Origin of the sequence: Nocardia blacklockiae (assembly GCF_015477355.1) — a bacterium.
Classification (GTDB): domain Bacteria; phylum Actinomycetota; class Actinomycetes; order Mycobacteriales; family Mycobacteriaceae; genus Nocardia; species Nocardia blacklockiae.
Window position 1 is genome coordinate 58,426 of the sequence record NZ_JADLRJ010000014.1, and the last position, 9,954, is coordinate 68,379.

At 72.3% G+C, this 9,954-nt stretch carries 10 protein-coding genes; 3 read left to right on the forward strand and 7 right to left on the reverse strand.

The window, feature by feature from the left end; translation table 11 throughout:
• Positions 1–104: 104 nt before the first annotated feature.
• On the forward strand, positions 105–392 hold the full coding sequence (locus IU476_RS30255; RefSeq protein WP_195105711.1) for a putative quinol monooxygenase: 288 nt from the start codon (positions 105–107) through the stop codon (positions 390–392).
• Positions 393–404: 12 nt separating this feature from the next.
• On the opposite strand, the gene IU476_RS30260 is transcribed toward IU476_RS30255, so the two are convergent.
• The 5 genes from IU476_RS30260 to IU476_RS30280 all read right to left on the reverse strand — a co-directional run bounded on the left by IU476_RS30260 (position 405) and on the right by IU476_RS30280 (position 5,195).
• The gene (locus tag IU476_RS30260; protein ID WP_195105712.1) at positions 405–674 is read right to left on the reverse strand and encodes a hypothetical protein; all 270 of its coding nucleotides are present in this window, start codon (positions 672–674) and stop codon (positions 405–407) included.
• A 105-nt stretch (positions 675–779) separates the two neighbouring features.
• Positions 780–1,733 (reverse strand): AraC family transcriptional regulator, encoded by a 954-nt coding sequence (locus tag IU476_RS30265; protein WP_195105713.1) that lies wholly within the window; start codon positions 1,731–1,733, stop codon positions 780–782.
• A gap of 42 nt (positions 1,734–1,775) precedes the next feature.
• Entirely contained in the window at positions 1,776–2,999 is a 1,224-nt protein-coding gene (locus tag IU476_RS37150) for a cytochrome P450 family protein (protein WP_195105714.1), read from the reverse strand.
• A 144-nt stretch (positions 3,000–3,143) separates the two neighbouring features.
• Positions 3,144–4,058 (reverse strand): alpha/beta hydrolase fold domain-containing protein, encoded by a 915-nt coding sequence (locus IU476_RS30275; RefSeq protein ID WP_324194438.1) that lies wholly within the window; start codon positions 4,056–4,058, stop codon positions 3,144–3,146.
• Positions 4,059–4,175: 117 nt separating this feature from the next.
• Positions 4,176–5,195: a DNA topoisomerase IB gene (locus IU476_RS30280; RefSeq protein WP_195105715.1), complete on the reverse strand. Its 1,020-nt coding sequence runs from the start codon at positions 5,193–5,195 to the stop codon at positions 4,176–4,178.
• A 181-nt stretch (positions 5,196–5,376) separates the two neighbouring features.
• Between IU476_RS30280 and IU476_RS30285 the strand changes: the two genes are divergently transcribed.
• Entirely contained in the window at positions 5,377–6,831 is a 1,455-nt protein-coding gene (locus IU476_RS30285) for a glycosyltransferase family 39 protein (protein WP_195105716.1), read from the forward strand.
• On the opposite strand, the gene IU476_RS30290 is transcribed toward IU476_RS30285, so the two are convergent.
• Entirely contained in the window at positions 6,824–7,441 is a 618-nt protein-coding gene (locus IU476_RS30290; protein ID WP_195105806.1) for a CatB-related O-acetyltransferase, read from the reverse strand. The two genes, IU476_RS30285 and IU476_RS30290, sit on opposite strands and share 8 nt — an antisense overlap.
• Before the next feature lie 80 nt (positions 7,442–7,521).
• Complete coding sequence (gene abc-f / locus IU476_RS30295) at positions 7,522–9,129, reverse strand: ribosomal protection-like ABC-F family protein (RefSeq protein WP_195105717.1); 1,608 nt, start codon at positions 9,127–9,129, stop codon at positions 7,522–7,524.
• Between the two features lie 154 nt (positions 9,130–9,283).
• Between abc-f and IU476_RS30300 the strand changes: the two genes are divergently transcribed.
• Positions 9,284–9,925: a TetR/AcrR family transcriptional regulator gene (locus IU476_RS30300; protein ID WP_195105718.1), complete on the forward strand. Its 642-nt coding sequence runs from the start codon at positions 9,284–9,286 to the stop codon at positions 9,923–9,925.
• Positions 9,926–9,954: the final 29 nt, after the last annotated feature.

A 9,954-nucleotide genomic window follows, 5' to 3' on the forward strand; every position in this document is an offset into this window, starting at 1 on the left:
CGGCGAGCGGCCGCGGGCTCCCGGGTGTTCAGCCCCGCTGACATAAGCTGTGGGGCGACCGACGGACGGGCCGAGCGGTCGGCCACCGCACAGAAGGAGCAGACATGATCGCTGTCATCGCCGAGCTGACCGTGCAGGACGGCAAGGGGGCCGAGCTGGAGTCCGTCGTGGCCGACCTGGTCGAGCAGATCCGGCAGAACGAGCCGGGCAATCGGGCCTATCAGCTCGTTCGCTCCCAGGAGGACGCCAACGCCTACCGCATCTTCGAGCTCTACGACGACGCGGCGGCGCTCGAGGCGCACGGCAAGTCCGACCACTTCCGCGCCGCGGGCAAGCAACTGGCCACACTGCTGGCCGGCGCCCCGAAGATCGAGTACTTCGACGCGCTGTAGCCCGGCCGTGCCCTAACCCTGCGCTAGCTGCACCAGCAGCGGGAACATCGAATTCCCGGTGCGCTGCTGATGCCCGGTCTCGGCGGCGATGACCGCCAGCGCCCAGGCGCGCAGGCGCTCGGGCACCCGGTAGATGCTGCCGTCGGCGCAGCGCAGCCACGGTTCGCCGACACCGGCCGCGGTGCCGATCCCGACGGCCACGACCGCGAGGGTCCGCCCGTCGGGCGCCGGGCCCTCGGCGCGGGGTTGATGGCGCTCACGCCGGATCGAGGTGGCGTCCATGCGCGAGCACATTACGCACCGACCGGTTTGTTCACCAGCGGTTTGCCGACGCATGGTGCCCGATCACAGCGCGGCGGGCGATCTGTTGGTGTGGTGGCACGAGTGTCACTCATCGGCGCGCCCTTCGCCGCGCGCCAGCTCCCCGGCCCGGCGCTGCCGGAATTCCCGCGGCGTCTCCCCGAAGTGGTCCTTGAACGCGGTGGAGAACCAGGTGGAGGTGAAGCCGCTGCGGGCGGCCAGTTCGCCGATCGGCACACCCGCGAGGGCGGGGTCGCCCAGCAGCACCTGCGCGGCCCGCAGCGTCTCCTCGCGCCGCACGTCGCGGTAGGTGGTGCCGGAGCGCTGCAACATCGCCCGCACCTGCCGGGGCGACCAGCCCAGCGCGGCGGCGACCGCCGGCAGCCGCATGTCGCGGTGGCCGGCGTAGTAGCGCACGTACCGCCGCACCTGCTCGGTCACCTCGGTGTGGTGGCCCTGCTGCGGGCTCGTGTCGCCGAGCCACAGCAGGCACAGCAGTTCCGCGATGCGGGCGCAGACCGCGTCGAACTCGCGCACCGACAGCACCGCCTGCTCGGCGTGCGTGCTGCGGATGAGCGAGCGGGTGATGCGGCCGAGCCCGGACCCCAGGTCCAGGCTCGCCGCGAGCGTCCCGAATGCCCCGGCGCGGCAATCTATTTCGTTGCGCGGCAGCTGTAAGGCGTAGGCGGTGGACTGCGGGATGTGAATGCTGCACACCTGGTCGACCAGGGTGACCGCGCCCTGCCCGGGCACCACGCGGGTGTCCTCGTCGCGATAGCGCACGCTGTAGGAGCCGCGGTCGGGGAACACCACCCAGTAGAACTCGTCGGCCGCCACCCGGCGGATCAGCGGCCGGGTCCGCGACGAGGTCCGGACCCCGCGCTGATCCCAGCGCAGTAATCGGTGGTCGGCGGTCTCCTGGACGGTCAGCGTGGCCGTCCAGTGCTCCGGGTTGTGGTAGTCGTGGTCCATCGGCACGAAGCCGTCCGCGATCGTCGACCACGACGACGCGTTGCGGGCGGTCACGCTGTAGTACTTCATGCCGGCCGCCCACTCCGCCGGACCGTCACGCCGGGCCGGCCCTCAGGAGCCCGGGCGGCCGAGCGCGACGGGTATCGACAGCGGCCCGATGGTGAAGAAGGACGGCGAGTAGGCGACCTCCTTCGGGTCGATGAGCACCTTAGGGTTCGGGGCTCGGCGGTAGAGCGACCGCAGCGCGAGGCGGCCTTCCAACCGGGCGAGGCCGGCGCCGATGCAGTACCGGGGTCCGTGGCCGAAGCCGAGGTGCCCGGCCCGCTGCGCGCGGGTGATGTCGAATTCATTGGCCGTCTCTCCGTACTCCGCCGGATCGATACCGCATGCCTGGTAGACCACGCCGACCGCACTGCCCCGCGGGACGGCCACGCCGGCGATGTCCACGTCGGTCAGGGCGAACCGCCAGCTGGTCATCATCACCGAATGGCGATACCGCACGGTCTCCTCGACGACATCCGCCCATCGATCGCCCGCCTTCGCGAGTTCGAGTTGGTCGGGGTGTTGCGACAGCGCCAGTATCGCGTATCCGAGCATATGAACGGTGGTTTCGTGACCGGCGACCAGCATGATCCACAGCACCGAGATCAATTCGTCGGTGGTGAGCCGGTCGTCGCTCTCGCGCGCCCGCACCAGACCCGAGGTCAGGTCCAGGCCCGGCACGCGCTCCTTCTGCTCGACCAGCGCCCGCAGATACCCCATCAGTCCGTTCTGCGCGGCGAAGGCGTCCTGCGGAGAAGTGTTGTGCGCCAACAGGACCGCCGTCCAGTGCCGCAGCCGGGCGCGGTCCGGCTCGGGCACGCCGAACAGTTCGCAGATCACCGCCATCGGCAGCGCCTCGGTGAACGCCGGCACCAGGTCCACGCCGTCCCCGGCGGCCACCACGTCGTCGAGGAGTTCGTCGACGATCTGCTGGACCCGCGGTTCCAGCGCTCGCACGCGGCCCGGGGTGAACGCCTTGGAGATCAGCGCGCGCAGCCGCCGGTGGTCGCGGCCGTCCTTGGTGGACAGGTGCTCGCCCTGCACCACCGCCCGCAGCGGCCAGTCCGGCGGGATGGTGCCGTCGTGCAAGGCGGGCCAGTGCCGGGGGTCGCGGGCGAAGGTGACGTTGTCACCGGCGAGGATCTCGCGCACCGCGTCGTGGGTCAGCGCCAGGTATCCCGCGACGCCACCGGGAAACTCGACCTCGACGACCGGCGCGAGGTCCCGCAGTCGTAGACAGGTCTCGAGCGGGCTCTCGTTCGGGGCGGGAAAGGTTGGCAGGGAACTCGTCACGAGCATTCCTCTCGATTCGCCCGGCCGATGCCGCGGCACTCGGCGACGAGTATGGCGCGCGGGCGCACCCGCCACCGGTCACCCGGCGCGACCCTGCCCCGCACCGGAAAACCCGTGCTGCAAAACGAAAGAAACGCCGTCCGGCTAGTCGTTTTTCTCCGCCACGCTCCGCAGGAAGTCCAGCAGTTCGCCGACGGCTCGCCGGGCTTCGGGGATGTTCTTCATGATCCAGTTGTGGAACATGCCCGGGTACTCGTGCAGGTCGACGCGGACGCCCGCGCGGCGGCCCAGTTCCTCGATGCGCCGGGCGTCGGGCAGCAGGATGTCGCGATGCCCGATGAACACGACGACCGGGGCGAGGCCGGTGAGATCGGCGAAGGCGGGGCTGATGCCCGGATCGTCGAGCGCACGTTCGGCGGCATACCACCGGCCCGCCTGCCGCAAACCGGTGACGCCGAGTTCTGGGTCGCGGTCGTCGAGGGTCAGCGACAGCGGGTCGTCGGTGGCGAGATCGATCCACGGGGAGAACAGGCCGAGCGCGGCCGGTTGCGGCTCGCCGCGCTCGCGCAGGCGACGGGCCAGGGTGAGGGCGAGGGTGCCGCCGGCCGAGTCGCCGAACACGATGCGGTGGCGCGGCTCGACACCGTCCACGGCGCGTTCGTAGGCGGTGTCGACCATGGGGACGATGACCGAGTGGTCGTGCTCGGGCGCCAGCGGGTACATCGGCATGACGTAGGTGCAGCCGAGCAGATCGACCATCTTCGCCGCGAAGCGCCAGTGGTGCGGCTCGGGCGCCTCCACGAATCCACCGCCGTGCATGTGGAAGATGTGCCACGGGCAGGTCGGCCCGGACCGCGGCGCGAGGGTGTACACGACGTGGTCGTCGACCGTCTCGCTGTCGACGGCGTAGCGCTCGCGCAGCCGCCGCGGCGGCCGGGACCGTTGCGGCGCCTGATGTTCCGGCAGCTTCGCCCGCATGACGGCGGGATCGGCGTAGAACCGCTTGTTCCGCAGCAGCCGCATGCGCGTGATCTCCAGGTGCGCTTGCCACGACGTCACGACTGCCCTCCTACCCCACCACGGCGCTGACGATTCTCTGCGAGGCTACCCGCCGTGCCGCATTCCGGATCGAGGCCGGCGCGGCGCGGTCAGCGGGAGTGCCGGAGTGCGCAGGCGTCAGCGGACGCGTTCGGCGGAGCGGAGCAGGCGCAGGACGGCGCGTTCCACGATCTTCTGCCGCTCGTCTGGGTCGTCGACACGGTCGGCGCGGCGCACGGCGGCCGCGATGGTGTCGCCGCGCTCCCAGGCCTCGACGACGCGCGGGTCGACGTAGGAGTTGCGGGCCACGGCCGGGGTGTTGCCGAGGGCCTCGGCGACCTCGGCCATGACCTGGCGCACGGCGCTGGCGCGACGGCGCTCGGAGTTCGGGCGCTCGGTCGCGGCGAGACCGGCGGCGGCCAGCACCGTGGCCTGCCAGGTGCGAAAGTCCTTGGCGCTGTGGTCGTTTCCGACCAGTTCCTTGAAGCGGGCGTTGATGTCGCCCGAATGCAGTTCGCACAGGTTGCCGCCGTCGCGGTAGACCAGCAGGCGGCCGCTGGGCGAGTCGTTGCGCCGCAGCGCGCGCACCGCCCGCGCCAGATCCGGCTCGGTGATGCGCACGCGGCGGCGGGCGCCGCCCTTGGCCACGTAGTCGAACAGCATCTCCTCGCCCGAGACCCGCACCTGCTCGCGCAGCAGCGTCGCGACGCCGCGGGTGCCGTGCTCCTCCGCGTATTCCTCACCGCCGATGCGGAATACGCCGCGGTCGAGCAGGCCGAGCGCGACGGCCTCGACCCGCCGCCGGTCCAGTCCCGGCCGGCGCAGGTCGCTCGCCACCTGCTCGCGCAGACGCGGCAGCCGCGCGGCCACGTCGAGCAGGCGATCGAACTTCTCCTCGTCCCGCTCCCGCCGCCACTGCTCGTGGTACAGGTACTGCCGCCGCCCCGCGGCGTCCACGCCCACCGCCTGGATGTGGCCGTTGGCGTGCGGGCAGATCCACACCTTTCGCCACGCGGGCGGAATCGCCAGCGCGCGAATCCGCTCCGCGGTCTCGGCATCGTTCACCGCGTCCCCCGACGCGTCCACATACGAGAACCCCCGCCCCCGCCGAACCCGCCGCAGCCCTTGACCGTACGGTCTACTCCGCCGCAACCGCATCACCACACTCCTCTCGCCGCAGCCCCCGTGATACCCCGCCACCCCGCCCGCACACCCCGTGCCGGTGCCCGCTGTCATCCGATGGGATGACGGATTCGGCGGGCGAGTGGTCTCACGGTCGCATCGGATCCCCCCGTGCGGTCGATGTGGCGCGGGGGTGGCGGCGGGCAGGATCGTGCGCATGACCGGTCAGGTGGTGGAGGTGAGCGCGGCGGCGCTGTCGCGCCCGGGGGTGCCGGCGTTCGCGGCGCGGGCAGTGTCGGTGGTCGCGGCGGTGGTCGCGCTGTCGCACCTCGTGTGCGCGGGGGGCGGCTACTGGTTCGACGAGGCGTACATGCTCGCGATCGGGCGACACCACCTCGACTGGGGTTCCGCCGACCAGCCGCCGCTGGCGCCGGCGCTGGCGGCCGGGCTGGACGCGCTGGCGCCCGGCTCGATCGTGGTGCTCCGGCTGCCCGCGATCCTCGCGACCGCGGGCGCGGTGGTCGTGGCGGCCCTGATCGCGCGGGAGTTCGGCGGTGATCGCCGGGCGCAGCTGCTCACCGCGGCGGCGCAGGCGACGGCGTTGTGGGCGACGATGGGCGGCCACTGGCTCACCCCGTACACGCTGGAACCGGTGCAGTGGCTGCTGGTGCTTTGGCTGGTGGTGCGGTGGGTCCGGGTGCGCGACGACCGACTGTTGCTCGGGGTCGGCGTGCTGGCGGGTATCGCCGCCGAGACCAAGTTCCAGGTCCTGCTGCTGTGCGGTGTACTCCTTTGTGCGGCAGCGGTTTTCGGGCCGCGGCCGCTGCTGCGGCGGCCGCTGCTGTGGGTGGGCGTCGGGGTCGGCGCGCTGCTCGCGCTGCCGACGCTGCTGTGGCAGGCCCGGCACGGCTGGCCGCAATGGCGGATGGGCTCGGTGGTGGCGGCGGAGGCGCAGGCGCTCTACGGCGGCCGCCCGGGCGTGGCCGTGGCCCTGGTCGTGATGGCCGGTGTCGCGGGAACGGTGTTGTCGCTGTACGGGTTGTGGCGGCTGCTGCGGGCCGAACAGTTGCGGCCCTACCGTTTTCTCGGCGTGACCGCGGTGGTGCTGTACGTGTTCTTCGTCGTCACCGTCGGCCGGCCCTACTATCTCGGCGGACTGTACGGGCCGCTGGCCGCCGCGGGCGCGCTCGGTTTCCAGCGGCGCCGGTCTTCCGGCGGCCGGCTCGGGTGGGTGCTGTGGCCCGCCCTGGCACTCAGCGCCGCGGCGGCCGCGGGGATGCTGGCGCTGTCGGTGGTCTCCGCGAAATCCGATGCGGCGGAGTCGATCGCGCGCCGCACCACCGACGCCTATCGCGCCCTGCCCGCGGACGAGCGGGCGGCGACCGTCGTCATGGGACAGTCCTACATCACCGCGGCGTTCATCGACGTGTACGCGCCCGGCCTCCCGGCCGCGTACAGCACCAACCGCAGCTACGGATACTTCCCGCCGCCACCCGATTCCGCCCGCCACGTCCTCTACGTCGGAACGTCCCCCGACGAACTGCGCGACCACTTCGGGTCCTGCCGCCGGCTGGTCGACGACGGCGAGGAGCAGGCGGAGTGGTTCTGCGCGGACCGCCGCGAGTCGTGGCGGGAACTCTGGCCGCGACTGCGCCACCTCGACCTCACCTGAGCGGATCCCGCACGGCCGCAGCGGCTTCCAGGTCGTCGACGCTGCCGGACATGACGGCGCGGACGTGCGCGGTGAGGTGGTCCAGCGGCCAGTCCCACCACGCGACGGCGAGCAGCCGGGCGATGTCGGACTCGCTGTAGCGGGTGCGGATGAGGCGGGCCGGGTTGCCGCCGACGACGGCGTAGTCGGGGACGTCGCGGGTGACCACGGACCCGGCGGCGACGATGGCTCCGTGGCCGATGCGCACGCCCGGCAGCACCGTCACGCCGTTGCCCAGCCAGACGTCGTTGCCCAGCACGGTGTCTCCGCGATTGGGCAGGTCGGTGAGCAGGTCGATGTGCTCGGACCAGGCGCCGCCCATGGTGGGGAACGGGAAGGTGGAGGGACCGTCCATACGGTGGTTGGCGCCGTTCATGATGAACCGCACGCCGGTCGCCAGCGCGCAGAACTTGCCGATGATCAGCTTCTCCGGCCCGTAGTGGTACAGCACGTTGCGGGTCTCGAACGCGGTCGCGTCGTCGGGATCGTCGTAGTAGGAGAAGTCCCCGGCTTCGATCAGGGGCGAGGTGATCAGCGGCCGCAGCAGCACCACCCGGGGCTGGCCGGGCATCGGGTGCAGCACGGTCGGTTCGGTGGGTTTCGTCTCGGGCACGGTGAAAGTCCTTCCGGGAGTAGGTGTTCGGGTGTCGGTCACACGGCGGCCGCGGACCGCAGGGCGAGGTGCGCGCCGTCCCAGCGCGCCCGCAGCCGGCGGTCGTGGCTGACGACCACCACCGCGCCGCGATACTCGGCCAGCGCCGTCTCCAGTTCCTCCACCAGACCGGGCGAGAGGTGGTTGGTCGGCTCGTCGAGCAGCAGCACCTCGACGGGTTCGGTGACCAGCCGCGCCAGGGCGAGGCGCTGGCGCTGGCCGGTGGACAGGTCCTCGACCGGCGTCGCGAGCTTGGTCCGGTCGAACAGGCCCAGCGACAACAGCCGTTCGGCGTGCTCGGCCGGATCACCCGCACGTCCGCGAGCGAACGCCGCCAGCAGCGTCTCCCCCGGCCGCGCGGGACTCGGCTCCTGTGCGAGGTAGCCGACCCGGCCACGGCGCACGACCGTGCCGCGATCGGGCGCGAGCGCACCCGCCAGCACCCGCAGCAGCGTCGTCTTGCCCGCGCCGTTGGGACCGGTGATCAGCAGGCGGTCACCGGCCGCGACCGTGACATCGGTCCGGTCGAGCCGGCCCGCCACGGCTACGCCCTCGGCCTCGAGCACCACGCCCTGCGCGCGGCCCGAGCGCAGGGCGGGCGTGAAGCGCAACGGTTCCGGCGGCCGCGGCACCGGGTCGGCGAGCAGGCGGCGCAACCGCTCCTCGGCATTGCGGACCCGCGCGGCCAGCGACTGCTGCACGCGCCCGCCCGCCCGGTCGTAGGCCATCTTGTTGTTGTCCTTCATCGCGCGGCCCGGCGCGACCCGGCGCGCGGTGGTGGCGGCGGTCTCGCGCAGCCGGTCGGTCTCGGCCTCCCACTCCGCGCGGGCCCGCACCCACCGCTGCCGCGCCGCGGCCTTCTCGGCGAGAAATCCCTTGTAGCCGTTGCCGTATCGGACGACGCGCCGCCGATCGGCGTCGACCTCCAGCAGTTCGCTCGCGACCCGCTCGAGGAAGACCCGGTCGTGCGAGACCGTCACCGTGGTGCCGCGACGGGTCCGCAGGTGGTCCTCCAGCCAGGTCAGGGCGTCGTCGTCGAGATGGTTGGTCGGCTCGTCGAGCAGCAGCACCTCGGATCCGGCCGCGAGCACCGCCGCCAGGCGCAGCCGGACCTGCTCGCCGCCGGACAGCCCGCCGACGGTGCGGTCGCGGTCCACCAGTCCCAGGCCGAGTCCGTAGAGCGCCCGCTCGACGCGGGCGTCGGCGTCGTACCCGCCGCGCAGCTCGAAAACCGTGGTGAGATCGCCGTATTCGGCGAGCCCGGACTCGTCGCCCGCGGCCATCGCGGCCTCCAGCCGGCGCATCCGGCTCTCGACCGCCCGCAGCTCGCGCAGGGCGCGGTCGATGACCTGCTGCACCGTCATTCCCGGCGGCAGCTGTTCGTCCTGGGCGAGGTACCCGACACCGCCGTCGGCCTGGACGACGATCTCGCCGCGGTCGGGCCGTTCCCGCCCGGCGAACAGGCGCAGCAGCGTCGATTTGCCGGAACCGTTCTCGCCGACGATCCCTGTGCGCTCGCCCGCGGCGAGCGCACAGGTCACCTCATCGAGAACACACCGGCCGTGGAAGGACTTGGCGACCGCGAGCGCGGTGATCTGCGTTGGCATGGGCACACTCCGAAGCATTCGAGGACGACGCGGCCCGCACGGACCGCAGGACGGGGTGAACGCTTCGGAAGAACATCGGCGACCTCACTAGTGCGACAACTGTTGCATTAGGATGGTGTCATATCCCGACCTCGAGAGCAAACGGATTGCGACGATGAGTCCTTCGACAGCCGGCGAACCCCCGCGCCCGGTCCCCCGCCCCGGCGGCCGCACCGCCCGCGTCCGCGAGCAGGTGCTCGACGCGGTCCGTGCGGTGCTGACCGAGCACGGCTACGACGCGCTGACCGTGGACGCGGTCGCCGCCCGCGCGGGCGTGCACCGGACCACGGTGTATCGCCGCTGGCACGACGCCGGGGGCCTGATCGCCGACATCTTCGCCGCGGCCGCCGACCTGGACTGGCAGCCCCGCGACACCGGTTCCCTGCGCGGCGACCTGGCCGCGCTCAATCAGGAGATCCAGGATTCGCTGCGCGAGGAGCCGTCGATCGCGGCGGCGCTGATCGCGGTCTCGTTCCGGTCCGAGGCGGCCGCCGCGGCGCTGCGGCGGCTGTGGGAGGACCGGTACACCCAGTGCGAGATCGTCGTCGAGCGCGCGGTGGCGCGGGGCGAGATCCCACCCGGCGTCGACGCGCGGGCCCTCCTGGTCGCCGCTACCGCACCGCTCTACCACCACCTGGTCCTGCTGCGGACGCCGCCGGACCCCGACCTACCCGACCACGCCGCGAAAGCCGCGGCCCTTGCCGCGCGCGCCGGTGCTTTCACCAAACCCGCTGGGCCGCATAGCGACTCAGCATAGAGGTGATCGCGGCAGCACGATTTGCCGAG

Excerpts from the sequence above, each read along its gene's own strand:
- IU476_RS30255 (WP_195105711.1), top strand. The coding sequence starts at position 105 with ATGATCGCTGTCATCGCCGAGCTGACCGTGCAGGACGGCAAGGGGGCC.
- IU476_RS30260 (WP_195105712.1), bottom strand. The coding sequence starts at position 674 with ATGGACGCCACCTCGATCCGGCGTGAGCGCCATCAACCCCGCGCCGAG.
- IU476_RS30265 (WP_195105713.1), bottom strand. The coding sequence starts at position 1,733 with ATGAAGTACTACAGCGTGACCGCCCGCAACGCGTCGTCGTGGTCGACG.
- IU476_RS30280 (WP_195105715.1), bottom strand. The coding sequence starts at position 5,195 with ATGCGGTTGCGGCGGAGTAGACCGTACGGTCAAGGGCTGCGGCGGGTT.
- IU476_RS30285 (WP_195105716.1), top strand. The coding sequence starts at position 5,377 with ATGACCGGTCAGGTGGTGGAGGTGAGCGCGGCGGCGCTGTCGCGCCCG.
- IU476_RS30290 (WP_195105806.1), bottom strand. The coding sequence starts at position 7,441 with ATGCCCGGCCAGCCCCGGGTGGTGCTGCTGCGGCCGCTGATCACCTCG.
- abc-f (WP_195105717.1), bottom strand. The coding sequence starts at position 9,129 with ATGCCAACGCAGATCACCGCGCTCGCGGTCGCCAAGTCCTTCCACGGC.
- IU476_RS30300 (WP_195105718.1), top strand. The coding sequence starts at position 9,284 with ATGAGTCCTTCGACAGCCGGCGAACCCCCGCGCCCGGTCCCCCGCCCC.